General features: G+C 64.6%; 26 protein-coding genes. 11 read left to right on the top strand and 15 right to left on the bottom strand.

Going from position 1 to position 25,717, the window contains the following annotated elements:
• Positions 1-42: 42 nt before the first annotated feature.
• Positions 43-783: a DUF3108 domain-containing protein gene (locus ACN9MZ_RS04865; protein WP_426341132.1), complete on the bottom strand. Its 741-nt coding sequence runs from the start codon at positions 781-783 to the stop codon at positions 43-45.
• A 10-nt stretch (positions 784-793) separates the two neighbouring features.
• Positions 794-1,891: a DUF3108 domain-containing protein gene (locus ACN9MZ_RS04860; protein WP_426341131.1), complete on the bottom strand. Its 1,098-nt coding sequence runs from the start codon at positions 1,889-1,891 to the stop codon at positions 794-796.
• An 87-nt stretch (positions 1,892-1,978) separates the two neighbouring features.
• Between ACN9MZ_RS04860 and ACN9MZ_RS04855 the strand changes: the two genes are divergently transcribed.
• Positions 1,979-3,133 (top strand): low temperature requirement protein A, encoded by a 1,155-nt coding sequence (locus ACN9MZ_RS04855; protein ID WP_426341130.1) that lies wholly within the window; start codon positions 1,979-1,981, stop codon positions 3,131-3,133.
• A gap of 24 nt (positions 3,134-3,157) precedes the next feature.
• A complete protein-coding gene (locus ACN9MZ_RS04850; RefSeq protein ID WP_426341129.1) occupies positions 3,158-3,805 on the top strand; it encodes a PhaM family polyhydroxyalkanoate granule multifunctional regulatory protein in 648 nt (215 codons plus the stop codon).
• Here ACN9MZ_RS04850 and ACN9MZ_RS04845 read toward each other — a convergent pair.
• From ACN9MZ_RS04845 to ACN9MZ_RS04815, 7 genes are all read right to left on the bottom strand, one after another.
• Positions 3,802-4,017: a hypothetical protein gene (locus ACN9MZ_RS04845; protein ID WP_426341128.1), complete on the bottom strand. Its 216-nt coding sequence runs from the start codon at positions 4,015-4,017 to the stop codon at positions 3,802-3,804. The two genes, ACN9MZ_RS04850 and ACN9MZ_RS04845, sit on opposite strands and share 4 nt — an antisense overlap.
• 3 nt (positions 4,018-4,020) lie before the next feature.
• Positions 4,021-5,745 (bottom strand): response regulator, encoded by a 1,725-nt coding sequence (locus ACN9MZ_RS04840; protein WP_426341127.1) that lies wholly within the window; start codon positions 5,743-5,745, stop codon positions 4,021-4,023.
• Positions 5,742-6,443, bottom strand: coding sequence for a sensor histidine kinase (locus ACN9MZ_RS04835; RefSeq protein WP_426341126.1), 702 nt, complete (start codon positions 6,441-6,443; stop codon positions 5,742-5,744). Before ACN9MZ_RS04835 ends, ACN9MZ_RS04840 begins: the two co-directional genes overlap by 4 nt.
• A 29-nt stretch (positions 6,444-6,472) precedes the next feature.
• Positions 6,473-8,230: an FAD-dependent 5-carboxymethylaminomethyl-2-thiouridine(34) oxidoreductase MnmC gene (gene mnmC, locus ACN9MZ_RS04830; RefSeq protein WP_426341125.1), complete on the bottom strand. Its 1,758-nt coding sequence runs from the start codon at positions 8,228-8,230 to the stop codon at positions 6,473-6,475.
• On the bottom strand, positions 8,184-8,762 hold the full coding sequence (locus tag ACN9MZ_RS04825; protein ID WP_426341124.1) for a DNA-3-methyladenine glycosylase I: 579 nt from the start codon (positions 8,760-8,762) through the stop codon (positions 8,184-8,186). The genes mnmC and ACN9MZ_RS04825 overlap by 47 nt, the downstream gene beginning before the upstream one ends.
• A complete protein-coding gene (locus ACN9MZ_RS04820) occupies positions 8,759-11,458 on the bottom strand; it encodes a diguanylate cyclase (RefSeq protein ID WP_426341123.1) in 2,700 nt (899 codons plus the stop codon). The genes ACN9MZ_RS04825 and ACN9MZ_RS04820 overlap by 4 nt, the downstream gene beginning before the upstream one ends.
• 122 nt (positions 11,459-11,580) lie before the next feature.
• Entirely contained in the window at positions 11,581-12,237 is a 657-nt protein-coding gene (locus tag ACN9MZ_RS04815) for a DUF4142 domain-containing protein (protein WP_426341122.1), read from the bottom strand.
• A 103-nt stretch (positions 12,238-12,340) separates the two neighbouring features.
• Here ACN9MZ_RS04815 and ACN9MZ_RS04810 point away from each other — a divergent pair, with 103 nt between their 5' ends.
• From ACN9MZ_RS04810 to ACN9MZ_RS04800, 3 genes are read left to right on the top strand one after another with little or no spacing between them, the layout of a single operon-like run.
• Complete coding sequence (locus ACN9MZ_RS04810) at positions 12,341-12,697, top strand: COG4315 family predicted lipoprotein (RefSeq protein WP_426341121.1); 357 nt, start codon at positions 12,341-12,343, stop codon at positions 12,695-12,697.
• Positions 12,698-12,701: 4 nt separating this feature from the next.
• Positions 12,702-13,199, top strand: coding sequence for an RNA polymerase sigma factor (locus ACN9MZ_RS04805; RefSeq protein ID WP_426341120.1), 498 nt, complete (start codon positions 12,702-12,704; stop codon positions 13,197-13,199).
• Positions 13,196-14,008, top strand: a complete 813-nt coding sequence (locus ACN9MZ_RS04800) for an anti-sigma factor family protein (RefSeq protein WP_426341119.1) — start codon at positions 13,196-13,198, stop codon at positions 14,006-14,008. The genes ACN9MZ_RS04805 and ACN9MZ_RS04800 overlap by 4 nt, the downstream gene beginning before the upstream one ends.
• On the opposite strand, the gene ACN9MZ_RS04795 is transcribed toward ACN9MZ_RS04800, so the two are convergent.
• Entirely contained in the window at positions 14,001-14,498 is a 498-nt protein-coding gene (locus ACN9MZ_RS04795; RefSeq protein WP_057264480.1) for a winged helix-turn-helix transcriptional regulator, read from the bottom strand. The two genes, ACN9MZ_RS04800 and ACN9MZ_RS04795, sit on opposite strands and share 8 nt — an antisense overlap.
• Before the next feature lie 249 nt (positions 14,499-14,747).
• On the opposite strand from ACN9MZ_RS04795, the gene ACN9MZ_RS04790 reads away from it, so the two are divergent.
• Entirely contained in the window at positions 14,748-15,515 is a 768-nt protein-coding gene (locus ACN9MZ_RS04790) for a response regulator transcription factor (RefSeq protein WP_426341118.1), read from the top strand.
• Here the strand turns inward: ACN9MZ_RS04790 and ACN9MZ_RS04785 are convergent.
• On the bottom strand, positions 15,499-15,636 hold the full coding sequence (locus ACN9MZ_RS04785; protein WP_426341117.1) for a hypothetical protein: 138 nt from the start codon (positions 15,634-15,636) through the stop codon (positions 15,499-15,501). The genes ACN9MZ_RS04790 and ACN9MZ_RS04785 overlap by 17 nt on opposite strands.
• Before the next feature lie 466 nt (positions 15,637-16,102).
• Between ACN9MZ_RS04785 and ACN9MZ_RS04780 the strand changes: the two genes are divergently transcribed.
• The 3 genes from ACN9MZ_RS04780 to ACN9MZ_RS04770 are packed head-to-tail and all read left to right on the top strand — an operon-like array spanning position 16,103 to position 18,452.
• Positions 16,103-16,486, top strand: a complete 384-nt coding sequence (locus ACN9MZ_RS04780; RefSeq protein WP_426168023.1) for a BlaI/MecI/CopY family transcriptional regulator — start codon at positions 16,103-16,105, stop codon at positions 16,484-16,486.
• Positions 16,479-17,726: a M56 family metallopeptidase gene (locus ACN9MZ_RS04775; protein ID WP_426341116.1), complete on the top strand. Its 1,248-nt coding sequence runs from the start codon at positions 16,479-16,481 to the stop codon at positions 17,724-17,726. The genes ACN9MZ_RS04780 and ACN9MZ_RS04775 overlap by 8 nt, the downstream gene beginning before the upstream one ends.
• Positions 17,727-17,738: 12 nt before the next feature.
• Positions 17,739-18,452 carry an SIMPL domain-containing protein gene (locus ACN9MZ_RS04770; protein WP_426341115.1) on the top strand — a complete coding sequence of 238 codons (714 nt, stop codon included), beginning with the start codon at positions 17,739-17,741 and terminating at the stop codon, positions 18,450-18,452.
• Between the two features lie 26 nt (positions 18,453-18,478).
• Here ACN9MZ_RS04770 and ACN9MZ_RS04765 read toward each other — a convergent pair whose 3' ends face one another.
• Positions 18,479-19,525 carry an RNA-guided endonuclease InsQ/TnpB family protein gene (locus ACN9MZ_RS04765; RefSeq protein WP_426341114.1) on the bottom strand — a complete coding sequence of 349 codons (1,047 nt, stop codon included), beginning with the start codon at positions 19,523-19,525 and terminating at the stop codon, positions 18,479-18,481.
• A 107-nt stretch (positions 19,526-19,632) separates the two neighbouring features.
• On the opposite strand from ACN9MZ_RS04765, the gene ACN9MZ_RS04760 reads away from it, so the two are divergent.
• The gene (locus ACN9MZ_RS04760; protein ID WP_426341113.1) at positions 19,633-21,726 is read left to right on the top strand and encodes a TonB-dependent receptor plug domain-containing protein; all 2,094 of its coding nucleotides are present in this window, start codon (positions 19,633-19,635) and stop codon (positions 21,724-21,726) included.
• A gap of 6 nt (positions 21,727-21,732) precedes the next feature.
• Here ACN9MZ_RS04760 and pnuC read toward each other — a convergent pair whose 3' ends face one another.
• Together pnuC and ACN9MZ_RS04750 are read right to left on the bottom strand one after the other, a co-directional pair.
• On the bottom strand, positions 21,733-22,308 hold the full coding sequence (gene pnuC, locus ACN9MZ_RS04755) for a nicotinamide riboside transporter PnuC (RefSeq protein WP_426341112.1): 576 nt from the start codon (positions 22,306-22,308) through the stop codon (positions 21,733-21,735).
• Between the two features lie 9 nt (positions 22,309-22,317).
• Positions 22,318-23,811 (bottom strand): tetratricopeptide repeat protein, encoded by a 1,494-nt coding sequence (locus tag ACN9MZ_RS04750; protein WP_426341111.1) that lies wholly within the window; start codon positions 23,809-23,811, stop codon positions 22,318-22,320.
• Between the two features lie 204 nt (positions 23,812-24,015).
• On the opposite strand from ACN9MZ_RS04750, the gene ACN9MZ_RS04745 reads away from it, so the two are divergent.
• Complete coding sequence (locus ACN9MZ_RS04745; RefSeq protein ID WP_426341110.1) at positions 24,016-24,768, top strand: substrate-binding periplasmic protein; 753 nt, start codon at positions 24,016-24,018, stop codon at positions 24,766-24,768.
• Here the strand turns inward: ACN9MZ_RS04745 and ACN9MZ_RS04740 are convergent.
• Complete coding sequence (locus ACN9MZ_RS04740) at positions 24,765-25,670, bottom strand: alpha/beta hydrolase (RefSeq protein WP_426341109.1); 906 nt, start codon at positions 25,668-25,670, stop codon at positions 24,765-24,767. The two genes, ACN9MZ_RS04745 and ACN9MZ_RS04740, sit on opposite strands and share 4 nt — an antisense overlap.
• Between the last annotated feature and the right edge of the window lie 47 nt (positions 25,671-25,717).

The raw sequence follows: 25,717 nt of genomic DNA, 5'->3' as shown, positions 1-25,717 counted from the left end.
GACCCCGACTTTGAGGGTGCAAGTATAACAGGCCGGGTGTGGCTATTTTCGGTTGACTTTCTCTAGGACTTGCTCGAAGGAATCGCCGTCTTCTTCCTTCAACAGGATGCGCGCCGGGTACCAGTCGAGGTCGGGGGCCAGCCACAGGTCGGCCTGCTGCTCGTGGCCGCCGACCTGCTTGCGGCTGAAGTGCAGCACCTTCTGTTCGCCGAGGGTGGCGCTTTCCATGGTTTCCGTGCCGACCACGCGGAAAGTCCAGGGTTCGCCGTCGCGGCGGCCGGCCACGAAGAAGGTCCATTCGCTGCCCGGCGTGAATTTCTCCGGGGTGGCGCGGGCCAGGATCGCCAGCTGGAAGGTCACGCTGCTGCGATCCTGCTCGCCGCCGCGGATGGCGTAACTCACCTTGCCGTCTTCGAATTCGATACGGCGCGCGTCGCGGTCGAAGCGGGTCGTGGTGGGGTCTTTGCGGAAGCGTTTCTCGTAAAAGCTGGCGGGCGCCAGGCCGTAGCCGTCCAGCGTGCCTTCGCTGCGCTGCTCGAGCACTTTGCCGAACAGGCTGGAACGCGCTTCGGTATACAGGGAATAGCTGCCGTCGCCCTGGCGCCAGGCGATGGTGCCGGCGCCCAGCAAGGGGAAGCCATGGTTGCTGCCCTTGACCGCGTAGCTCAGGTCAGCCGACGGCGGCAGGCTGGTGGCGCGCCTGGCGACCGGGTAATCGGATTTGGCGGCGCTGGCGGTGGTGGCTGCGAGGGCTAATGCCAGGGTAATCAGGGTACTGCGCATGGTTGCTTCCTTACTTGATGATGCGGGTGACGGTTTGGGTGGTGACGGCGCCGTTGCTTTCCGTATTGCGGATCTGCACCGGGTACCAGTCAAGGCTGGGCGCCAGCCAGATATCGAGCCTGGCGCTGTAGCTGCCGGGCTTGGGCGGGCGCGCCAGGTGCCAGGTGATCAGCTTGCCCAACTGGGTTTCCAGTTCATCTTCGCCGACCAGCAGGAAGCTGTAGAGCTGGGCATTGCGGTCTTCGCCGACCAGGATGTCCATCGGCTTGCCGAACTGGTTGACGTCCGCGCGGCCGATGCCGGCCAGCTGGAACAGCACCGTGGCGCGGTCCTGCGCTCCCGCCGCCAGTGGCACGCTGCGCTCGCTGGCGGAGAAGGTGATCTTTTGTTCCAGCTGGTTGAAGTGGGTAGCGGTGGCCGATCGGTTGCGGCGCTTCTCGGTGAATTTCGCCGGGGCGATGCCCGTTTCGTTGATCGTGCCTTCGCTGCTCACCTCCAGCAGCTTGACGCGCGCAATCAGCAGGCTGATGCCGACTTCCTGCGTCGCCTTGTAAGTGGCGCCATCGGTCTCCCAGCCAATATTGGCCGAGCCGCTCCAGTTGGTGCCGTCCGCATCCTTGCGCCTGACATCCAGTTCGAATCTGGCCGACGGCGGCAGCGCAACTTTCCAGCGCTGGACGCTGGCTGGCGGCGCGGCTTCAGGCTGCGGCTGCGCGGATTCTACGGCAGGCGTGGCGGGCGCAGCGCCCGATTGGCCGTCCGGCGCAGCCGCCTCCGGCTCCCCAGCCGGGACTTGTCCTGCGTCGGCCGGCGCGCTGTTGGCGGCTGGTGCCGCTTCTTCAGGCGCAGGCGGCGCGGGCTTGGGTGGCTTCGGTTTCGGCTTGGGCTTCGGCGGCGGCGCTTGGACCGGCTCCGGAGCGACTGGTTCAGGCGGCGGTGGCGCCAGGCGCAACTCCGCGCTGATGACGTTTTTTTCAGCATCGCGTTCGCGCGCCGCTGCGCCAATGCGGCCGCTGACCCAGTTGATCGTCATGAAATGCAGTGCCACGGTGGCTGCGCAAATGGCAATGATGCGGCGTGGGTGGCGTGGAAAAGAAACGATCGTCATGGTCGCTAGTTTAACGTGCCGGCCCCCGATTCCGCTGACAGCACGCGCAATGGCATAATTTCCTGGATATTCTGACAAGGAGTCCCGATGTCCCTTTTGCGCCAGCGCGGCCAGGCCGATTCCGGCAAGGTCGGCATGGTCGAACTGTTCTTCGATCTTGTGTTCGTGTTTGCCGTCACCCAGCTATCCCACACCCTGCTGAAAAAGCTCGATGCGCAAGGCGCGCTGCAAGTCGGCCTGCTGTTCATGGCGACGTGGTGGGTGTGGATCTACACGGTCTGGGCCACCAACTGGTTTGACCCGGACAAGAAATCCGTGCGCGCCGCCCTGTTTGCGCTGCTGGTGGCCGGCCTGCTGATGTCGGTCTCGATTCCGCGCGCCTTCACCGACATGGGCTGGCTGTTCGGCGCCTCGATCCTGGTGCAGCAGGTGGGCCGCACGCTGGCGATGCTGGCGGCCAGCCGCGGCGAAGATGCCGCGCTGCGCTGCAATTTCGTGCGCATTACATTGTGGCTTGGCGCCAGCGGCGCGCTATGGCTTGCCGGCGGCCTGGCGGAGCCGGCTTCGCGCCTGGGATGGTGGCTCGGCGCACTGGCGATCGACATGCTGGGGCCGGTCATGTTCTATTTCGTGCCTGGACTGGGCCGCTCCACCCTGGCCGACTGGAACGTGGACGGCAGCCACATGGCCGAACGCTGTGCGCTGTTCGTCATCATCGCGCTCGGCGAATCGCTGCTGGTGACTGGCGCCACGTTTGCCGACCTGGACTTCGATCCGCTTACCGTATTGGCCTTCCTGCTGGCAGTCGTTGGCTCGATCCTGATGTGGTGGCTGTATTTCGACCATGGGCTGGAACAGGGGCACCACCGCATCGTGCATTCGCAAACCCCGGGCCGCCATGCGCGCAACAACTACACCTACCTGCACATTCCCATCGTGGCCGGCATCATCGTCGGCGCCGTCGGCGATGAGCTGGTGCTGAGCCATCCCCAGCATGGCAGCCCGGCAGCGCTGGCCGCCATCATCGGCGGCCCGCTGCTGTTCCTGTGCGGCACCGCCGTGTTCAAATGGCTGGCGCATACGCGCGCCTGGCCGCCGCTGTCCCATTTGCTCGGCATCGCGCTGCTGCTGGCGCTGGGCGTCCTGTCGATCGTGCTGCACCTTTCCCCGCTGCTGGCCAGCGGCGCTTGCGTCGCCGTGCTGCTGCTCGTTGCTGTCTGGGAGAGCTGTGTGCTACGCTAAACAACCTACCCTTGGAGACCCAATATGAGCAATCCACAAATGCCCCACATCCCCGGCGCTGCAGTGATGACGGATACGCTGGACTTCGTAAAATCCCTGTGGGGAAGCATGGGTGTGCCAGGCATCAGCCTTCCCGGCATCGCCGCGCCGACGCTGTCGGTGGATGACCTGGACAAGAAAATCAGCGAACTGAAAGCGGTCGAGTCCTGGCTCAACCTGAACGCCACCATGCTGCGCTCGAGCATCCAGGCGCTGGAAGTCCAGCGCGGCACCATCGCGGCGTTGAAGTCGATGGGTCAATCGCTGGCCGCCGCCGTACAGCAGGCGCCGCACAACGATCCGTTTGCCAAGCCGGCCGCCGCTGCGGCAGCCAGGCCAGCGGACAAGCCTGCCGGCGACGCCGCCAAGCCGGCCGAAAAACCGGCCGATGCCAAGCCCGCCGCTCACGACACTGCCAGTGCCGCCGCCAACCAGATGGCCAACCCTGCCGCATGGTGGAACCTGCTGCAAGAGCAGTTTGCGCAAGCCGTCAGCACGGCGATGGCTCCCGACCCGGCCGGCAAGCCGGCAGAAGCAAAGAACGGCGCCGCACATGACGCCAGCTTGCCTGTCGCCAAACCGGCAGCGCGCAAGCCGGCAAGCAAGCGCGCCACGAAGGCCGCCAAGCCTTAATTCAGCTTCTGGATGCGGATGGCCTCGATCAGGCCATCTTCATCGCGCTGGACCTTCATGATATTGATCAAGCCTTCGTCTTCCAGGGCCTTGGCCGCATCATGCGCGGACTGGAAGGATTCGATGGTGTCGCCCTTGGCGCTGACTGGACGAATCCAGGCGGCAGCCCCCACCTTCATCTTGTTATAGACCTCTTTGGCGATATCGCGCATGGATCACTCCTTGTCGTGGTCGTCTTTCATGGCGGCCGTCAGCTCGGCTTCGATTTCTTCCGCCGACATCCGGCCGGGGATCAACTTCTGCAACTGCTCGATTAACTGCGCAAAGCGCTGCTGGCCCGGTGCAATCCGGTCAACGTGCATCAAGACATCATTCGCTTCGGCCATCAGGGCGTCGTTATAGTCCTTGGCCTGCATGTGGGAGATCAGGATCTGGGCGGAGTTGAACAGGATCCGCATATTGTCCGGCAGGCTGCGACGCGCTTCGCGCATCCATTCGACTGCGTCATCGAGCTTGTCGGTCTTCCACAGCAGCACGCCCTTGTTCATCATCTCCGATGCTTCCTTGCGCGCCGTGTTGATCAGGGCTGCGCCTTCGTCGCCCATGCGCGCCTTGTCGAAGATGCGCTGCACTTCATCATGGATCACGGTGTTTTCGTCGTTGTTGCGCACCACGTAGCACAGCAACTCCACCGGCGCATCCTTTACGCCGACGGCAAACAGCAGGGTCGCCATTTCCAGGCAGGTTGCGGTGTCGGGCCGCTCGCTGTCTTGCTTCAGCATGGTTTCCAGTTCATCGCCGGACTTGCGCGCGCGCCGGTAATCGCCGCTCTCGTGGTACACCAGGCCCTCGGTGATCTTGGAGCGCAGTTCCACCATGCCGCCGGAAAAGTCGCGCTGGGCCGCGGCCAGCAGCAGCAAGGCTTCCTTGGCGTCGTTCTTCTGGCCCAGCACGCGCGCCAGGCCGAAGTAGGCATCCACGGTCTTCATGATGGAGTATTCGCCGATCTGCAGGCACTTGCGGAAAGCCCGCTCGGCCAGCGCGATATTGCCCAGCTTGAGCGCTGTCGTGCCCAGCGCGCGCTGGCGCGGCACCGAATTGGGCGACATCCTGGCTGCGCGTTCCAGTACCTCGCAGCTTTCCTCGATGCGGCCCATGTTCTGCAGCGACTTGGCCAGCTGGTCGTATGCATCCAGGTAAAAACGGTTCTCGGCGATCACGCCCTGGAACATCTGGCGCGCGGCCTCGTTCTCGCCATTGGACATGCGGATCTTGCCGACGCCGGTACGGGCCCAGTTGAAGTCGCGTTCCTGCAGAACCTTTTCGTAAACAAGGCGCGCCTGCTCGGTCTCGCCGGCTTTCAGCAGCAAGGTGGCGCGCATGCGCATCAAGTCGACCTCATGCAGCTTGTTGCGGCCGGCCGCTTCGGCGCACAAGCGGGCGGCGCGCAGGTAGTCTTTTTCCAGGTAGGCCTGGTCGATGTCCTGGAATACCTGCTTCTTCTGCCAGGCGCGGTTCAGGCGGGTGAGGAGCACGCCTTCGGTGATCGGCTTGATCAGGTAGGCGTCTGGCTGGTGCTCGGCGGCGCCCATCACGGCCTCCACGCTCTTCTCGGCGGACACCATCAACCATACGCAGCTTGGCATCAGCAGGCCGCGGATGCGGGCTTCTTCCAGCACGTGCTGGCCGCTCTTGCCTTCGCCGAGGTTGAAATCGCACAGGATGACGTCGTACTGGATGCGCGCCAGCAGTCCGATCGCCTCGCCGCCGCTCGATGCCTGGTCGATGTGGCGCGCACCCAGGCTGCGCAAGGCTTCGCGCAGCAACTGTCGCACGCCGACAAAGTCGTCCACGATCAGGTAGCGCTTGTCGGCCCAGTTGACGCCCGGTTCTTTTTCCGGCGCCGTTGCGACAGGCGTGCTGACGGCAGGCGCATTCATGGCAAGCGCAGGATGAAACAGCCGCCGCCCAGCGCGCCGCCGTTTTCCAGCGCGATGCTGCCCTGGCGCTGGCGGTGCTTGTGGGACTTGGCTACTTCGCTGGCGAAGTAGAGGCCAAGGCCGCTGCTGTTAGCCAGGAAGTTGATGCCCTGCCCTGTCACCTGGCCCGCTTCCAGCATATTGGACGGGAAGCCGGCGCCGTTGTCTTCCACCCGGGCCTCCATGAAGCCATCGTCTTCGCGGATGGTGAGGGCGATGCGGTCGCGCGTGTAGCGCACGGCGTTGTTGATTGCGTGCGCCAGCAGGCCTAGTACCAGGTCTTCGTCCAGGGTCCAGATCAGGCCGGACGGGGATTCGATGTCGAGCTGGATGCCCTTCGATTGCAGCAGCACGCGCTGCTGGGCCACCAGCTGGTCGACCAGCTCACTGACCTGCACCGGAGCCGGATCGAAAGGATAATTGGGGCGGCCGACTTCCTTGTAGAGCGCTAGTAGCTGGATCAGGTGATCGTTCAGGCGCTTGGACTGGTACAGCATTTGCGCCATCTGCGGATAGGCTGGATTGTCTTGCCCGGAATCTCCTGCCTGCACAAGCAGGTTCTCCAGCGTGCCGGTCAGCACGCTGATGGAATTCTTCATGTCGTGCACCGTGGAGGCGAGGAACATGAACAGCTCTGGCGAGCCGGCGCGGTCTTCCATGGATTCTCCAGCCATTGGATAGGAGGCCATTATAGCTTGCGGCGCTGCTTGAGCAGGAAGCGTCCGGGGTCCAGTGCGGCGGCCAGTGTTGCTTCGATGGGAAGGGGTTCGTCTTCCAGTTGACAGGCCAGGATTTCCGCTGCGAGCGGGGCCCAGATCAAGCCCCGGCTGGCGTAGCCGAGCAAGGCATGGAGGCCCGCGTGGCGCGGCAAGTCGCGCAGGCGTTCGGTGCGGGCCCCGCTGGCGCTGTCGGGCAGCGGGCCCACCAGCGGCAGGCGGTCCGGGGCCATGGTGCGGAACCCTACCCGGCCTTGCAGCGGGGCGCCTGCACCGTGCGGGCTGCCGAGGATTTCTTCCGCGCGCAGCAGGTTTTCAACCTGGCTCGATTGCCACAGCTGGCGCTCGGTGGACTTGTCGTAGGTGGCGCCGACGCAAACAATGCCGTCCACCGGCGGCGTCATATAGGCTTCGCGGCAGACCACCAGCTTGAGGCTGGGAAAGCTGCCTTGCTCCAGGTGGGTGACCTGGCCGCGCATGGTGTAGAGCGGCAGCTCACTGGCCTGCTCGAGCGCTCTCGCGCCGGCGCCGTTCGCCAGCACGACCGTCGGCGCCGCGGCAAGCAGCTGGCCTTGGGCATCGCTTACGCGCCACTCGTCTTGCGCGCGCTCGATACGCAGCGCTTCGGTGTGGAAAATCCGGCGCAGCTTGTCGCCGCAGGCTTGCAGCATGGCGCGGCAGGCGGTGGCCGGCGTCGCCCAGCCTCCCTGGGGGAAATACCAGGCCCCGTGGGGCGTCGGTGCGCCGAGCATGGCGCTTGCCTCTTGCGCATCGAGCCAACGCACGTATTGCTCCGGGTAGCGCCAGGTGTCGACGACTTCCTTTTGCAGCAGCGCGTGTTCGGCATCGCGCGCCAGTTGCAGCACGCCGCACTGGTTGCCGCGGATTGCACCTGTTTCAGCATCGGGGCCTGGTGCCTGCGGATCGAGGCCGCCCAGGTGCTGCCAGGCGCGCTGCGCGTACAGGTACGCCGCGCGCGCCAGGCGGGTCGGAATATTGTCGTCTTTCGACAGCAAAGGCATGAAGATGCCGGCGCGGTTGCCGGAAGCTTCCTGCGCAGGGGCGCCGTGGCGTTCGATCAGGGTAAGCTGCCAGCCGCGGGCTGCCAGGCGTTCGCAGGCGGCGCTGCCTGCCACGCCTGCACCGACAATGATGGCGCGGCGCTCGGGCGATGGGGCGCGCGGCGGCTGGGGCTTGAGGCTGGTGTAGGCGGCACGTTGCCACTCGCCTTCAGGTTCGCCGGTGACGGTGAAGCCGGCGGCGCGCAGGGAGCGCAGCGCATGTTCGTTGGGCCGGCGGATGCGCAGCGTGGATGCGGGCGCTGCGAGGCGTTGCAGGGCGCGGATGTGCTCCAGCGGCCGGTCGATAATGAACTCGTCGACACGGGCCACGATTTCGGGCAGCCAGGCTTCTGCAGGACCGGCGAGCAGGTCGAGCGTCAGGCGTTCCGCAGGCAGGTGCAGGCGGTGCAGGCCGGGGACGTCGACCGGCCACTGCGCCGCCAGGGCGGGCACGGCCTGCGCCAGCGCGGCAAGCGTGGACAGACCCGGAACGGCAGGCACGATCGCGAGATAATGCAGATGGCTAGCGCCGGCGCCGCCAGCCTCGGGTCGGTGGCGGGCGAGGGTTGCGAGGAACTGGGCGCCGCTGCCAAACGCGGTGTCGAGGACGACGTGGCGCGAATCAGCCACCGTGCTGGCACTCCTTGTATCGGAAGCATGCGAGGTCATGGTCGTTCACCATCCCGATCCCCTGCATGTAGGCATAAATGATCGTCGATCCGACAAACTTGAAACCGCGCCTGGCGAGGTCCTTGGAAATCCTGTCGGACAGTTCCGTGCGCGCCGGGCGCTCGCCCTGCGCTGTGATGCGATTCACGATCGGCTTGCCGTCGACAAAGCCCCATAGCAGCGAAGACAGGCTGCCGCCCTCTTCCAGCAGGCGCAGGTAGGCACGCGCATTGGTGATGGCGGCATTGACCTTGAGCCGGTTGCGCACGATCCCGGGATCGGACAGCAGCTGCTCGACCTTCGCCTCGTCATAGTCAGCAATCTTGCGCGCGTCCCAGCCATCGAACGCCGCGCGATAGTTGTCGCGCTTGTTGAGGATCGTCTCCCAGCTCAGGCCCGCCTGCGCGCCTTCGAGATTCAGCATCTCGAACAGGCGCAGTTCGTCGCGGCATGGGACGCCCCACTCCTGGTCGTGGTAGGCGATATAGCGTGGATTGTTTGGATTGGCCCAGGAACAGCGATGTGTGCTCATTGGGTGATTATAGTGCGCTCGCCAAGGCTGGTCACGATGCGCGCTTCGCCGCGCTCGATACATCGGCCAAGCTGGTGCACCAGGCGTGGGAACAATTCTTCCGGCTGCGCCGCCTCGGTCGCATGCACGGCAGTCCAGGCGTCGCGCCCGGAATGCTTGGAAATGTACAGCCCCAGGTCTGCCAGCTCCACCACCTGCGACCAGGACATCAGGCGCGGGTGCGAAGGCAGGAAGGGATAGCAGGCAAAGCCGATCGAGCAAGTGCGCGCCAGCCGCGTGCCATCCGGCAGGACGAATTCACGCGACGACACTGCCTGGCGGATGCGCTCCGCCACCACATGCGCGCCGCTGCGATCGGTAGCGCGCGCCAGCACCAGGAATTCTTCGCCGCCCCAGCGCACCAGGTAGTCCGACTCGCGGAACACTTCGCGCAGGCGGTCCTTCATCTGCACCAGCACCGAATCGCCGGCAGCATGGCCGTGACAGTCGTTGACTTCCTTGAAGTGGTCCAGGTCCACCATGTAAAACACCAGATCGCGGTCGGCCACAGCCTCGGTTCCCGAGGCCGGCCCGTCGTAGCCGCGCAGGCTGAGTGCCACGTCCGACTCCACGTGCTGCAGGAAGAAGCGGCGATTGCGCAAGCCGGTCAACTGGTCGGTCAGGCTCACCTCCTCCAGCGCCTTGTAGGCGCGCTCCAGTTCGAGATTCTTTTCCAGCAGTTGCGCCTGCGCGGCGGCGTTGTCCAGCGCGATGGCGCCGTAAGCGCACAGGGTGCGGAAAATCAGGCGCTCTCGCTCACCGTAAGCGTGCGGCAGCATCGACTGCACCGTCATGACGCCCAGCACGCGCTCGCCGATCATCAGCGGCGCAAACAGCAGCGTGAGTGTCGGCAGGGTGCCGGGGATCAGGTTGGGCGTGTCGGACTTGTCTTCGATTTCGATCAGGATTTCATCGCGCTCGCGCACGCAGCGCGCCGTGTTGAAATGCGGATCGGACAGCGCGATGCGCGTCGGCGGCAGCGGCAAGCCCATTTCCACGCCAAACGCGCAATGCAGGAAATCGCCGTCCGTCTCCAGCAGGAAGATCGAGAAGTGAGTCGAATCGAGCAGGCCGTGCACGTGCCGGTCCAGCGCGCGGAACACGGCCGAGGCATCGAGTTGCGCAGTGATTTCCTGGCCAATCGCGGACAGGTGGCTCAGCGTGGCGCTGGTCTGGGCCAGCACCTCCGCGCGCTGCGCCTCGGCGGCGGCAAGCTGTCGATCGCGCTCGGTCTGGTGCTGAACCTGCATTGCAATGGCGCGGTTGGTCGCTTCCTGGCTGTTGCTGCGGTCGCGCGCCGCATTGGCCTGCAGCGAAAACTCATAAGCGCGCGCGAAGTCGCCAACGGCCGCATATTCGCGCGCCACGGCATCGAGCAGTTCGCCGGGAACGATATAGCCGTCGATGGTGGCGGCAATCATCAAGGCCTCGCGCAGGTACTGCAGCACGGACATCGCGTTGCCGGCGTGGATATCGGCCAGAACGCGCAAGGCCGCGATCTGGCTGAACGGGTCGTTCAGCTCGCGCGCCAGCGCCAGCGCCGACCTGGCGGCGGCCTGCGCCTCCTCCATTCGCCCCAGCCCCGCCAGCGCATGCGCCTGGCCGCGCCGCGCGCAACGATGGAAATCGCTCTGCGCCAGGGCGTGGCCGCGCAGTTCCAGTTCGCGAAAGCTAGCCAGCGCCGCTTCATTGTCGCCAAGATCCAGCGCCAGGTCGCCCTGGTATTCCAGCGCCATGACGAAGGCGCGCGAGCCGGACAAGGGAGCCAGCATCTGCAGCGCGTCGCGCAGCAGCGCTTTTGCCGCCGGCCGCTGGCCGAGGTGGCGCAGCGTTTCAGCCGACTGCATCTGGCTCAGGCCGATGCACATTGGCCAGCCGGTCGGCCGCGCCAGCTCCAGCCCGCGCTGCATCCATTCCAGCGCGGCGTCGTGCGCATTCAGGCGCGTGAAGGCGTTGCCGATATTGGTGGCGAGGATCACGGCGCGGCGCACCTGGCCGGAGACCAGGGCCGCTTCAAATGCCGCGATCAGGTGCCTGATGGCGCGGCCGAACTCCGCCGCCTGAAATGCCGCCGTGCCGAGATAATCCGAAATCGATCCCGCGACCACCGGATGGCGGCCCGCCAAGTCGATCGCAAAGCGCTTGCTCCAGCGCTCGTTGGCGGCCGGCGCATTGCGAAACACGCTGAACAGCGCTGCCAGGCTCTCGAAAATATCGATGCGCATGGCGTCGCCGGAGGCGCGGGCATCTGCAATGGCCAGCGCCAGCTCGTTGTCGCAGCCGGCCGAGTCGCCGCGGTCGACTGCGACCCAGGCCAGCAGGCTATGGGTGTCGGCAGCACCCAGCCGGTCATTGTGGCGGGCAAATTCCAGCATGGCGCGTTCGGCGATGGCGATGGCAGCGTCGAGCTGGCCCGCGAGCCAACAGTTTTCAGCCTTTACCAGTTCCCAGCGCGCTGCCAGCACACGCCTTTCCGCCGCCGGCAAAAGATGGGCAAGCGGAGTTGCTTCTGCGACAAGTTGCGCCGAACGCACACCATCGCGCTGCCGCAGGTGCCAGGCCAGCCGGGAGAGCAATTTCAGGCGGCGTTCGCCCTCAGCAAAAGGCAATTCTGCTTCCCACAGGGCCAGCTCTTCGTCGAGCGCGAACAAATCCACTACTTGATATCCTTGAAATAGGTGTTGCAGTCTGGAATCATACCGCACGACCGGACTTTTCGGTGTTCAAGTAGCTTAAGCACTGCAAAGCTGACGACGCCGCGGCTGCCCGCGGCTGGCCGTCAGCGCCGTTCCGGCTTGGTACTGCGGGTGCTGGAATCAGGCTTGTTGCCGCCAGTGCTGCCATGGTCGTGGCCACTGGCTTCGGTTTGCGGCATGGTGCCGGCGCCGCTGCTGCCCTGGGTGCCGCTGCTGCCCACCGTCGCGCTGCCGCCCTTGATCGCGGCATTTAGCTGCTCGGCATTGTTCAGGTGCTGGTGGATGGTTGGCTGCAAGCGCGTGGCCAGCGATTTCAGTTCGCTGTCCTGTGCTGTCGATTCCGCCTTGCTCACCAGCTGGTGTGCTTCCTTGTGGGCTTGCACCCCGGCCTGCTCCATATAACTGCGGTCGAACTTGTCGCCGGAGAGTTTTTCCAGCTTGGCGGCCATGGCCTTATGCTTGGCATCGAGCTCGGTCGGCAAGGTCAGGCTGCGCGCAGCCGCCACTTTGCGCACTTCTTCCAGCCCCTTGGTATGGTCGTCGACCATTTGCTGGGCGAAGCTCTTGACGCGGTCGCTCTGGGTCTTTTGCAAGGCCAGCTTGGCTGTCTCGATTTCCGCCATATTGGCCAGGGCCAGGTCGGTCAGCATCTTCTGGTCCGCTTTGGCCAGGCCATCCGCCCAGGCGCTTCCGACGCCAAGCAGGGCTGACAATACAGCTACACGCATGAAATTGTTCATCGCATCCTCCGTGACTGAATAGGCAGGAAAATATTTTAGGCAGGATGGAATAAGCTGGCCACACGCTACGTATACGCAATACTCATCACACACGGAGGACAAAATGAAAGCTATCGTACTGACCCTGGCTGCCCTGCTGAGCACTGCCGCCCTTGCCGCCGAACCGCTGAAGAAAGCTGACGGCGTGTACGTCGATGCCGCCGGCATGACCGTCTACACCTTCGACAAGGACGTTGCCGGCAGCGGCAAGAGCGCCTGCGTCGATGGCTGCCTGAAAAACTGGCCTGCCGTTGCCGCCAGCGGCGAACTGTCCGCGCCGTGGTCGGCCATCACCCGCGACGATGGCAGCAAGCAGCTGGCCTACAAGGGCAAGCCGCTTTACCTGTTCGTCGGCGACAAGAAAGCCGGCGACCGCGCAGGCGACAACGTCAAGGATATCTGGCACGTCGTCAAGGATTGAGCGCATGCAGGAAATGCATGAACGCTTGCTGGCCTGCCTGCCGCGCCTGCGCCGCTATGCGCGGGCGCTGACCGGCGATAGCGCCAGCGCGGACGACCTGGTGCAGGATACCGTGGAACGCGGCTGGGAGCGCATCGCCCAGTGGCGCCCCGATGGTGACTTGCGCGCCTGGTTGTTCGGCATCATGCACAACCTGCACGTGGACCAGGTGCGGCGCTCGCCGCCGCCGGCCGTGGAGCTTGACGACGCGGACCTGCCGGCCGCGCCGCCCGCGGCGGGACTCGACTTGCGCGACCTGGAGCGCGCCTTGCAGCAGCTGCCGCCTGCCCAGCGCGAGGTCCTGCTGCTGGTGGCGCTGGAAGAAATGCGTTACGAAGAGGTGGCCGCCACGCTCGATATCCCGCTTGGCACGGTGATGTCGCGCCTGAGCCGCGCGCGCGAGAACCTGCGCCGGCTGATGACGGGGCAGCCGCCGGCCGTCAATTTGAAGGTTGTGAAATGAACGAAGCCGAATTGCAAGCCTGGGTCGATGGCCGCCTGCCGCCGGATCGGCAAGCGGCGGTCGATCGCTACCTGGCGGATCATCCCGCCGAAGCCGGCCGGCTGCAAGCCTACCGCGAGCAGAATGCCGCCCTGCACGCGCTGTTCGACGACATGCTGGACGCCGATGTTCCGCAAGCACTGCACCCGGCGCCGCCTGGCCGGCCCGGCCCGGCCAACAGTCCTGCGTGGGCCATGCCAGCCTGGCGCCGCATGGCCGCCATGCTGGCGCTAGCCGCCGGCGCGGGGGTGATCGGCGGCGCGGCCGGGTGGACGCTGCGCGGCGCGGGAATGGATGGCAGCACCGGACTTGCGGCCAGCAGCCCGGTGCTGCCCCTGGCCTCCCTGCCGCGCGAAGCCGCCATCGCGCACGCCGTCTACGCGCCAGAAATAAAACACCCGGTCGAAGTCGGCGCCGACCAGCAGCAGCACCTGGTGGCCTGGCTGTCGAAACGCCTGGGCAAGCAACTGCGTCCGCCGCAACTGGCGCAACAGGGTTATGAACTGGTGGGAGGAAGGCTGCTGCCCGGCGACACGGGTCCGGTTGCCCAATTCATGTACGCCGACGCCGGCGGCCAGCGCCTGACTCTCTACGTCAGTTCCGGCCAACAGCAAAACCGCGACACAGGATTCCGGTTCGCGCAGGAAGGCAATGTGGGAGTGTTTTACTGGATCGACGGCAGCTTCGGCTATGCACTGTCGGCTGCCGTCGGGAAGAAAGAGCTGTCGCAGGTCGCGAACGCGGTCTACGAACAGCTGCAGCCTAATTAGGCATGCGGCGGCCGGCTTCGGTAATACGGTTACGCATCACTTCCGGCGCTGCAGGCCCTGGCGCGAACATATAGTCCTCGTCATTGATGGCCAGGCCGCTATTGGCATCGACCAGCACCTGGTCGGCCGGCTTGCCGGTTTCGCGGCTCACCACCAGCAAGCTGGCGCCTTCCGGCGACAGGTGCTCATTACCCCAGGCGATGAAGGCCAGCAGCACAGGCTTGAAGTCGCGGCCGGCCTTGGTCAGGATGTACTCATAGCGCGGCGGACGGGTGCTGTACTGGCGGCGCTCCATCAGGCCGCCCTCGACCAGGCCGGCCAGACGACGGGTCAGCATGTTCGGCGCAATCTTCAGGCTCTTCTCGAATTCATCGAAGCGGGTCAGGCCGTAAAACGCATCGCGCAGAATCAAGATGCTCCACCACTCGCCTACCTTGCCGAGGCTACGCGCGATCGGGCAGGGCATTTGGCCAAAGTCGGTATGTTTCATGTTGCCTCCTAGTCAGTTGGTTTGGTTTAACCAGTTGAATGCTTCAGACTCAATTGAACCGCGAAAACACCCCTAAAAGACTCTCCAAAAATCACTCTTGCAAGGAACGTAGCTATCTTCTTTCCATTCGGCGTTGTTGCGGCGCACTTTACTTTTGCCAGAGGAGAGAATGCCTTTGCCCAATGTGAAATGCGCAACATTTTTTCAAACATGGGCATAATAAGCAACACGGCCCCACCCTGAGCGACCATGTACCTGACCAGCGATGCACAAGTGCGAAATATTTTGATCGTGGATGATTCCGCGTTCGAACAACGCATGCTCGTCGACTTGTTAAGCGAATTGCCCTACCGCGTGTCGGTGGCCTTTAATGGCGAGCAGGGCTACCAGCTGGCCCTGTCCGGCAGGCCGGACCTGATCCTGCTGGACGTGCGGATGCCGAATATGGACGGCTACACCTGTTGCCGCCTGTTAAAGGCCAACCCGGCCACGCGCGATATCCCGATCATTTTCCTGAGCGGCACCGAGGCGGTGGAAGACCGCATCATGGGCCTTCAGCTTGGCGGGGTGGACTTTGTCAGCAAGCCGTTTACGCCCGGTGAACTGGCGGCGCGCATCCATGTGCACCTGAATCTCATGAAGCGGCCCCCGGTCGAGGCCGGCGAAGCCGAGCCGATCGACACCGACTCGGTGATCGTCAACGCCGCCAAGCGCCTGATCTACGACAACCTGGCGGCCCTGCCCGGCCTGGCGGAAATCGCCGCCAGCGTGGGTACCTACCGCGAAAAACTGAACCAGCTGTTTCGTACCCATACCGGCATGACCGTGTTCGCCTACATCCGCGAAGCGCGCATCCAGCGCGGCATGCACCTGCTGCGCGATACCGACATGGACGTGCAGGACATTGCCCTGCTGCTCGGGTTTGCCAATGCCGGCAATTTCGCAACCGCCTTCCGCGAGCGGATGGGCACCACTCCCAGCAGCTACCGCGCCTCGATCATCAAAACTTGTGATTGAGCTTGACTGAGGCGAAGCGGCCGCGCGGATCGCCTTGCGTATAGTCGAAGAAGTTGAACGAGCTGTCCCACGAAGGTTTGCGGTCAAAGGCATTCGCCACGAAATTCCGTAAGGTTTCCATCAGCTTGCTGTCCGAGCGGGCGATGGAAGCGTCGTATTCCCAGCCGTTCCAGTTGCCCTTGATGGCGGTCCACCTTGTCCTGCTTCATGCGCGGCCCCTCTGCAACGACGCGCCGCGTTCAAGCTGGCCAGTGCCCTCGGTGGACGAACCCACTTGCGCGCTCACCTCCGTAGCCTTGAATTCCTTGTACAGGATGATATTGACCACACCTACTACCGCATCCGAACCGTAGAAGGACGAGGCGCCATCTTCAGCACTTCGATGCGCTGCACGGCGGCCATCGGCAGCGAATTCACATCGACGAAGACTTCCTGCGGCTCTTGCGCCATGGCGTATTAAAACTCAGGCTTATATGCGATTTGAATATATAGACAGCATTGTCTACATTTCGCCACAAGGAAAACGTCAAAGTATACAACACTGTCTAGACAGGCTATTCTATTCAAAACGTTAGAAGGAAACAAACATGGCTACCATTCCGAAACCCACTCCCGCCGAGCTGGAATTGCTGCAGGCGATCTGGCCGCTGGGCCCCGCCACCGCCAAGCAGGTGCACGAAGCCATGCTGGGCGAGAAGCCTGACCTGGCCTATGGCGCCGTGCTGCGCCTGATGCAGATCATGCATGGCAAGGGCCTGTTGATCCGCGACGAGAGCCAGCGCTCCCATATCTATGCCGCCGCCGTGGCGCGCGAGGCAATGCAGGGCAATATGCTGCAGGACTTGCTGCAGCGCGCCTTCGCCGGTTCGGCCAAGGCGCTGGTGCTCGCGGCCCTGCGCAGCGGCATCTCGAAGAAGGAACGCGAAGAAATCGAAGCGCTGCTGAAGCAGGAGGACAAGCCGAATGAATGACATCATCCACGCGGCCGGCTGGGCCCTGCTCCACTTTGTCTGGCAAGGTGCACTGGTCGGCCTCGCTGCGGCCGCCCTGCTCTGGCTGATGCGCGACGCCCGCACCGGCGCGCGCTACGCAGTTGCCTGCATGGCCATGCTGGCCTGCCTGCTGTGGCCTGCCGGCGAATTCGCCAGTGCGCTGCAAACCACGCCGCGCTCCCTGCAAGCCCTGGTACTGTCTGGCAGCGCGGCCACGCTCGGACAAAGCGAACTGCTGGCCAGCATCGACAGGCACTTGCCGATGCTGGTCGCAGCCTGGCTGGCCTGCGTCGGCGCACTGGCGCTGCGCAGCGCCTTCGGCTTGGCCTGGATAGCCCGCGCCCGCCGCACCGGCGGCCGCAACGGCCATTGGCAGCAGCGCCTTTCGAATCTCGCAACCCGCCTTGGCATTCGCCGCCAGGTCGGCCTGCGCATCGTTGAAACGCTGGCCAGCCCTATCACTGCGGGCTGGTGGCGTCCGGTCGTGCTGGTCCCGGCCGCGCTGTTAGCGCGCATGCCGCCGGAATTGCTGGAAGCCTTGCTGGCGCACGAGCTGGCCCATGTGCGCCGCCACGACTTCCTGGTCAACCTGCTGCAAAACGTGGTCGAGACCCTGCTGTTCTACCACCCTGCCGTGTGGTGGCTATCGCGCCGCATCCGCCACGAACGCGAACTGGTGGCCGACAGCATTGCCGCACGGTTGACTGGCGAACCGCGCCGCCTGGCACTCGCCTTGTCCGAGCTGGAGAAAATGCAGTTCGCCTCGCAGCGCGTAGCGCTGGCTGCCGATGGGGGCGACCTGATGCAGCGCATCCGCCACCTGATGGCGCCGCAAGAGCAGCACAGCAACTGGAGAGCCGCTGTGGCTGCGCTGGGCGTCGCCGCAGCCTGCCTGGCCGGCTACGCGAATGCCCGCGTCGACGCCGCCAACGTGCCGGCAGCGCGCATGCCGGCCGTGGTCGACTTCAAGTCCTGCGCCAAGCCGCTGTGGCCCAGCGAGGACCTGCAAGCCGAGCATACCGGCACCGTGACGCTGTCGTTCCACATCGACGAACGCGGCAACGTCGCCGGCTCGCGCGTGGTCAGGTCCAGCGGCCACCCGGGCCTGGACATGGCCGCGCAAACCGGCATCGGCAAATGCCATTTCAAACCCGCCAGGGTGCGCGGCAAACCCGTCGCTACCTGGCAGCAAATGCAGTACGTTTGGACCCTCGAATAAGGAACACTGCTGATGAGATTGAGTACCACCATCGCGGCACTGGTTCTGGGCCTGGTGTCTGCCGCCGGCAGCGCGCAGGCCTCCGGCATCGCCCTCCCCTCGTATCCGTTCGTCAGCAGCAGCGGCAAGGCGCAACTGTGGATGCGGCCCGACATCGGCGAAGTGAAGTTCGAAGCCGGGGCCCAGGATGCGAGCGCGGAAGCCGCCGCCGCACAATTGCAGGAATTGAGCGCCAGCGTGATGCAGCTGCTGGCCGATCACGGCGTGCAGCAAGCCGACATCGAATCCTACGAGATCGAAAAGAAAACCGTCCCGGTCAACGAGCAACAGGCGCCAGCCTATTCGATGGGCCGCCTGTTCCACGCCCGCGTGCGCGACCTGGCGCAATGGCCGGACCTGCTCGCCAAGCTGGTCGAGTTGGCCCACATCACCGGCATCAGTTCGACCTTCGACCGCACTGATAGCGACGATATCAACACCCAGCTGATGGCAGCCGCCGCCGACGACGCGCGCAACAATGGCAACTCGCTGGCCAAAGCCTTCGGCCGCAAGCTTGGCCCGGTGGTCGCCATCGCACGCGGCCCGCTTGCCCAGGTCGGCGCACCGTTCATGGAGCAGCAGGCCGGCCGCGAAACTCGCGGCACCGCGCCGCAAACCGGCAAATACAGCGTGCCGGATTCAATCCCCTATTTACAAACCGTGAATGCCATCTTCGTCCTGAAGTAAGCCACAAGCCTTGACGTCCCCCCGCCCTAAAGGACGGGGATTCCTGCTTCCAGCGTCGCACGTCCGCGACGGAGAATGTTTAACGCAGCATTACGATCACGATCATGTACCACACCGCATTCGCTGCATTCCCACTCTCTTATTCCAAGGCCTGCGATACCCTTCGGCCTCGAATCGGGCAGTGCACCACAATTCGAGCAGGTCTGGGTGGTAAAGCGTTCGTCCACTTCCACAAACCGCGCGCCATGCCTCATGGTCTTGTACGCCAGCATCTTACGGAAGGACGACCAGCCTGCATCAAGCACGGACTTCGCCAGGCTGGTTTGGGCGAGTCCACTAGCGTTGACGTTGCCAACAGCGATATGGTCGAAGGCGCGGGCAAGATTCACCGAACTCTTATGCAAGAAGTCCAGCCGGCGCCGCGCCGTGCGCGCCTGGATGGCTTTGACGCGGCGCCGCTTGTGGGCTCGCTGCGCTACTGCCAGCGCCCCTTCGGACTCACGGTAAAAACCCGGCGCCGGAATTTTTTCTCCCTCGGACGGGGTAGCGAGATCCTTCAAGCCAAGGTCGATCCCGACGCCGTGGCCGAGTGGACGGACCGGAGCTGCGGCAACCTCGATCACAATATTGAGAAACCAATTGCCCCGGCTGTCTTGCGCAAAACAGCTGCCATCCTTGATTTTCCCATCAGGAAGCGGGCGCGAGTGAAACACTCGGAACGTATCGCCAGCAAAGCGAAACGCGTTGCCTTCCCGGTGCAGGTCGCGCCCTTTGAGCGGGACCCAGCCCAAGGATTTTCGGCCGCGGTAGCGCAAATACGGCCGACGGTGTTGTGCACGCGATTTGGCAAATTGTTCGCATACGGCATTGATCACACCAGAGTGCAGCTCCAATTCTTTGCTGCTGCCGGTAGTCAGCTTGTTCAAGTCGAAGCCAGTCAGCCAAGGGCGCTCGAACCGCAAGGCATCTTTCTGCCGGTCATTGCAGTAGTTCCAGACGAAATTCACCTTACGGGCTCGCAGATCAAGCAGCCCGTTTTTCGATTTCACACGGAAACGGTAGACGAGAATCATACTGTAACTTTATACAGTATTTCACTAATCTCAAGGGGAACAGCTGCTTTGCGGTCGGCTCTTTTCACTCCCCGCCCTGAAGTACCGGGTTTCTCGGAGCATATCTGATGAAAATTCGACTGATCGCCTGCGCGGCGATGGCCTTCGCACGCGCCTACGCCCAGGAAACGCCACCTGTCGTGCAGGTAAAAGCCAGCGCCGACATGCAGCGCGAGCGCGACACTGCCTCGCGCACCATCATCACCCGCGAGGAAATCCTCAAGTTTGGCGACGCCAATGCCCTTGAAGTGCTGAAGCGGCTACCGGGGGTGTCCGTCAGCGACGGCGGCCCGCGCATGCGCGGCCTCGGTGCCGGCTACACCCAGGTCCTCCTCAACGGCGATCGCCCTCCCCCCGGCTTTTCACTGGACAACCTGGCACCGGAAGTGATCGACAAGATCGAAGTGATACGCTCCGCCACGGCAGAGCACAGCACGCAGGCGGTAGCAGGCACCATCAATATCGTTCTGCGCAAGACCGCCAGCGCGCCAACGCGGGAATGGCGCGCTGCCGCCACCCTGCCGGCGCGCCTGCCATCGCGCAGCGCCGGCTTCGGCCTGGCGGACAAGGATGGCACAGGCAGCCATAACTTCAATGCCAGCGTCACGCAAGGCAACAACCATCGCCCAGAACATACCGCTGTGCTGGAGACCAGCCCGGCCGGCGCGGTCACCAGCCGGCGCGAGGAGGAAGAGCGCAGCCGCAACCGCTTCCTGTTCTTCAATGCAAACAGCCGCTTCAACTGGAGGCTGCCTGCAAAGGAAACGCTGGGATGGCAAACCTTCGCCAGTGTGGTGCGCTTTCATGCCGACCGCGCACGCGCAGTGCAACTGACCGGCGGCAGCGTGCTGCCCTACGTGCACACCGACTATGGGCGCAAGGATGAAACGGCGGCGCTGCGCACGGAAGGCAACTGGTCGCGCCCGTGGGGTGAAGGCGGCCGCATCGAATCCACGCTGAGCATCAGCGGCGACCAGGCGCAACGCGAGCGCAACTCGGGCTTTGATCGCATCGCTGGCGAGCGTACCCTGGACCGTGGCTACGACGTCGACGCCAGCAGCCGCCGCGGAGGCTGGACCGGCAAGCTGTCGCTGCCGGCCGCACGCGGCCATGCCATCAGCCTCGGTTGGGACCTGTCATCCAGCCGCCAGCGCGAGCGCGAACAGCAGGACGAGACGTCGGCAGGCGGCGCCGGCGTCGTCGATTTCGATCGTACCTCGCGCGCCCGCCTGCGCAATGCAGCGGCGTACGTGCAGGACGAATGGGAAGTCGGGTCCGGCTGGTCGCTGTATGGCGGCCTGCGGCGTGAGACCAGCGAGACGCACAGCAGCGGCAACGATTTTGCCGCGGTGACGGTGAGCGCCGGCGTCACCAGCCCGATCCTGCAAGCGCTATGGAAGCTGCCGGGCGAGCAGCGCCGCCAACTACGCTTTGCCCTGGCCCGAACTTACAAGGCCCCCACCACCAACCAGTTAATGCCGCGCCGTTCTCTTAGCCTGGTCAATACGGAACTGGCGCCCGATACCAGCGGCAACCCGCAGCTCAGGCCCGAGCTGGCGCGCGGCCTGGATGTCGCATTCGAAGCTTACGGCAAGGATGGCGCCTTGTTCTCCCTGTCCGCCGGTATGCGGCACATCGGCGACGTGATCTTCAACGCAGTCTCCGAGAAGGATGGGCGCTGGGTTTCCTCGCCCGATAACTTCGGCAGCGCACGCACCAGCAGCATGGAGCTGGAATGGAAAGGCCCGCTTCCGGCAACGCCGCTGCGCTTCTCCCTCAACGCCGGGCGCCATTGGTCGCATGTGGACAGCGTACCGGGACCGGATAACCGGCTGGCCCGGCAACCACGTTGGACAGCGAACGCCGGCGCCGATTACCGTTCGGGGCCATGGGGTGGCGGCGCCAACCTGTCGTACACCGCCACGGGCTGGGTCCGGATCACGCGATGGCAATCCGCTTATAACGGCATTGAACGCAACCTGGAAGCTTACGTCAGCTACCGCCTCGCACCCGGCAGCCAATGGCGCATCACCGCCGGCAGCATCCTGCGCCAGCCGTCTCTTGCCGGGAGCGTGTATGCGGATGCCAACGGCCGCAAGGAGAATGTGCAGTCCATCGACAATCCGGCCTGGATCCGCGCCAGCTACGAGCGCCAGTTCTGAGACTGCCTAGTGCCCTGCCCGGCGCTCGCGGCGCCAATGCCGCCACGCCACCAGGGCATTGATCCAGTAGGCCGCATACAGCACGGCCGTCAGGTACAGCCCGCGGCTGGCGTATAGCGGCACCGAGATGGTATTCACCAGCAGCCACACCGGCCAGTTCTCGATGCGGCGCCCCATCAGCAGCACTTGCGCGATGACAGAGAACATCAGCACGGTCGAATCGACAAAAGGCGCGAAGGCGTTGGTGTAGTGCTTCAGCATCAGGCCATAAGCGGCGGTGGCCGCGACGCCCGCCAGCGCCATCATCAGCAGGGCAGCAGGCCGCGTGGTACGGATATGCAGCGCATGGCCATGGTCGCCGCGCAGCCACTGGCGCCAGCCGATAATGCAGGTGACGATGAAGAACAGCTGCAGCGCCACGTCGGCATACAGTTGGGAGTCGTAGAACAGCACGGAAAACAGCGAGCAGCCAACAATGCCGGTCCACCAGGAATGGATGTTGTTGCGTCCCGCCAGGACGATCGAGACTGCCATGATCGCATTTGCAGCGATTTCAAGCGGCTCAGCCATAATCATGCGCATGGGACGTATTCAGCCTCTCGATAATATGACCAGCAACCCGCGCATGTCTTCGCCGCTTTCCTGGCGCAGGGTGCTTGGGGTGATTTCATTGATGGCAAAGCCGTGGCTGCGCGCAAGCGCTTCGATGCCCTGGCGCGAATGCGCATAGCGGCCGGAGGAACGCAATACGAAGTCCTCGGCGCCATCGTGCGCCTCCACCGAGAAGGCCAAGCGGCCGCCCCTGCGCAACGCCAGCCGCGCCACGGAAAACACCGCTTTCAGCTCCCCCAGGTAGACAAACACGTCGGCCGCGACGATGACGTCGGCGCTGGCCGGGCGGGTCCGCAAATAGCCCACCATCTCGCCGCAGTACAAGCCGTCATACAGGCCGGTATCGCGAGCGCGGTCCAGCATGTGCGGCGACAGGTCGACGCCTTCCAGCAGGCAGGCCAGTGGCCGCAGCAGCGGCCCGCACAGGCCGGTGCCGCAGCCGGCGTCCAGCACATCGAGCTCGCCCGGCGGCAAGTGGCGGCGCAAGGCCTCCACCAGCAGCGACGGTGTGCGGTAACGCAGCACGTCGACCAGGTGGCGGTCGAAATTGCCGGCATACTGGTCGAAGAGCGCCTTCACGTACGCGGCCGGCGAGGCTCCCGGCGCCTGCTCGGCGCCCATGATGGCCAGCATGTAGCCGACGGTTTCGGCGTCAGCGCCAAAGGCCAGCGCTGCCTGGTAGGCTTCCACCGCTTCATCGCGGCGGCCCATCGCGCGCAGTGTGTTCGCCAGTCCAAGCTGGGCGCGGGCGTAGCGCGGACGCACCGCCAGCGCATCCTGGAAGCTCGCCAGGGCTTCCTCGTAATCCTGCGCACGCAGCAGCAAGGCGCCGCGCGAACACCATGCTTCCGCGTACTCCGGCTGCAGGTGCAGTGCGCGCTCGAAGCCTTCCAGCGCATCGGCCGGCTTGCCCAGGGCCAGCAGCGACACGGCGGCGCCATGCAAGGCCTCCGGATATTCCTGCCGCACCCTCAGCGCCGCAGCGAAGCTGTCCAGGGCGGCCTCGTGGCGTGCCAGTGCCTGCAGCGCCAGCGCACGGTTGCACAAGGCGTCGGCATACCCGGGCGCGAGGCTCAGCGCCGCCTCATAGCTTTCCAGCGCGCGATCGAGATGCCCAAGATGGCGCAAGGCGTTGCCGCGGTTGCTCAGGGCGATGGCGTACTTCGGCTGCAGGACCAGCGCCCTTTCGAAGCTGGCCAGGGCTTCTTCGTAGCGGCCCAGGTCCTGCAAGGCTACGCCGCGGTTGCAGTGGGCGATGGCGCGGCGGGCATCGATGGCCAATGCGCCATCGATCAAGTCCAGCGCGCGCTGCGGCTCGCCCTGCTGGCGCGCCAGGGCGCCGCTCAGGTGCAGCGCATCGAAATTGAGTGGCTGGTCGCGCAGCACCTCATCGTAGATGGCTTGCGCGCGAGACAGTTCACCCTTCTGGTGCAGTGCAACGGCTTGTTGCAGCAGTGAATGTATTTCTTTCATGGCCGCTATTACACCAAGCCGTCACACAGGCGTCAAACAGCCGTCACATTCTGCCAGCAAAATGCGTGCATCTGGCGCTGCCGCGCCACTACCGGGGCCGGCGGTCGGGAAATATACCGGCACCACATTCACCAGCTTTTTTCTTTACAGCGACGCTGCCATCTGAAACACTGTCCTCGTGGATATTTTCGGATGCCCTCGGTCATGAGGATGTTGCTCGCCGCACTCCTGATTCAGCTCGCCTGCCCGGCCGGGGCGTGCACCTTGCGCATGGCGCCGGAAGAATGGCCGCCCTACTTTTATCACAATGACAAGGAAGTGCTGAGTGGCGTCGATTTCGAATTGCTGCAGGCCATACTCAAGCATGCCGGCTGCGCCCTGCAACTGGAAAAGGAAATGCCGCCGGCGCGGCGCAACGTGCTGTTCCAGCAAGGCAAACTGGACCTGCTGATGGCCGCGTCCGCCACTGAGGAGCGGCGCGGCTACGCCCGTTTCAGCCTGCCCTACCGGCAGGAGACGGTGGGCCTGTTCACGCTGCCCGAAAAGCTGGACAAACTGCGCCGCATCGACAGCTTCCAGGACATCGCCACCCAGCATGCCAGCCTGCTGGCGCCGCGCCTTGGCTTTTACGGCGACGACTACGAACGCGCCCTGCCGCTGCTGAACGCGGAAGGACGGCGCAGCACCTTCGGCACTTTCGAACAGGGCATCAAGATGCTGGAGGCGGGGCGCGGAGACCTGATCATGGGCGATGCCCACGCCCTGCGCCACATCGCGCGCCAGCAAAAGGTCCGGATCGTGCAGCTGCCCTACATGCCCTATCACGCGCCGGTGCATTTGATGCTGAATGCCGCCAGCACCACGCAAGCGCAACTCGCGCGCATCAACCAGGCGATCACCCAGCTGGAGCAGAACGGCGCGCTGGCTGCAATCCGTGCGCGCTACGGCATCAATTAATCCAGGAATCCGCGCACCGTTTCGTAGAGCTGTACGCGTGCCGCTTCCAGGTGCATCACGTGGGTGCCGCGCGCGATGGTTACGTAGGTTGCGCCCTTGATCGCGGCCTGCAAGGTGCGGTAGTCGGCGTCGCCGGGCCAGGCGTCCCATTCGCCGCGCACCAGCAGCACGGACATTGCCAGCCGCGCGGGATCGTAGTAGCTGCGGCCCTGCTGCAAGTCCGCAAGGTCGGCACTGGGACCGGCAGGGAAGCTTACTGCGCCATCGCGGCGCCCATCCGACGCCAGCCATTGCGCGCCCCAGCGAGCGAAGACATCGGCGTGCAACAGCGGCGGTTCTTGCGGTGGGCGCAGGCCGTCCATGGCAGCGATGCGCTGGGCGGGCGTCAATGCCTCGTAGGCATCGACCGGCTTGGCAGGTGCAGCCGCCGGCGCTGGGTCGGCTGCAGCACGCGGCGTGATGGCCGCGAACAGCACCAGCTTCGCCACTTTGGCCGCGTGGTCCTGGGCGTAGCGCGCCACCACCGAGCCGCCCCAGGAATGCCCGACCAGCAGGACTTGCGGCTTGCCCGTCCTGCGCAGGATGGCGTCCACCGCGCTGCCCACGTCCTGCGTCACCTCGCGCGCGCGGCCAGGCGGCGATGCTGCAGCGCCGGCATAGCGATCCGACAGCCCGTAGCCGGGAAAGTCGAGCGCATACACGTCGTATCCGCGGGCAGCCATCCAGTCCATCCACGACTGGCCATCCATGCGGAAATCGAAAGACAATCCCGAGGGGAACGAAGCTCCGTGCACGAACAGCACGGGCAGAGCGCCATTGGCACGGTCGGGGGCGGTGTGCCGCACTCGCGCCACCAGGGCTGGCTGGTGGCTGGGGATGTCGATTACTTCGTAGGCTGGCATGGCTGGCTCCCTTCAAAGCCATCATGCTAGCGAGCGCCTCGCCGTAA

This window comes from Pseudoduganella sp. S-14, assembly GCF_049913285.1.
GTDB lineage: Bacteria > Pseudomonadota > Gammaproteobacteria > Burkholderiales > Burkholderiaceae_D > Rugamonas.
Note: the sequence above shows the minus strand (reverse complement) of the source record. Positions and strands in the feature narration are given on the sequence as shown.